Annotated in this window: 1 pseudogene; it reads right to left on the bottom strand. The window is 58.7% G+C overall.

Features of this window, described 5'->3' with window-relative positions:
- Positions 1-569, bottom strand: a pseudogene (locus tag B2R17_RS27480) (nuclease); the annotation flags it as partial.

Here is a 569-nt window from a genome sequence, read left to right as displayed (position 1 = left end):
CACAACCCTCCGCCTTCGCTGGCCGCCGTGTTGCTACCAAAAATGGCCAAATTCGACGTGACATCGGCTGCTCCGGTTGAGTGCAGACCGCCGCCGTTGATTCCAGCGAAGTTGTTCGATACATCGGTTCCCAAGTTCAATGTCACCGAACCATCGATCACTTCGATGCCACCACCAGCACGATTGGCTGTGTTGCCTTCGGATGGAATCGCACCGCCGATCTGTGTCGAGCTGATTGTCACCGCACCATCGGTGCTGAAGATACCGCCGCCACTTCCCAAAACACCATCAGCAGCGTTGCCACTGATCGTTGCGTTGCTGACCGTCAGCGTTCCACCGTTGTTGAAGATCGCTCCGCCACCGTCATCGGCCGCGTCACCTGAGGCCACATTGCCGGTCAAGTTGGTTCCATCAACCGTCATCGTACCGGTGTTGTTCCACAGACCACCGCCTTCGCGTGCCGCCGAGTTGTCGCGAATCGTTCCGCCCGAGATATCTGCGTTGCCATCACCTGAAATGTGAAGTGCGCCACCGTTGCCCGGCGCAGCAGATCCATCCGGTCCGGCTAC

The sequence above is a fragment of the Rhodopirellula sp. UBA1907 genome (assembly GCF_002337565.1).
Taxonomy (GTDB): domain Bacteria; phylum Planctomycetota; class Planctomycetia; order Pirellulales; family Pirellulaceae; genus Rhodopirellula; species Rhodopirellula europaea.
Note: the sequence above shows the minus strand (reverse complement) of the source record. Positions and strands in the feature narration are given on the sequence as shown.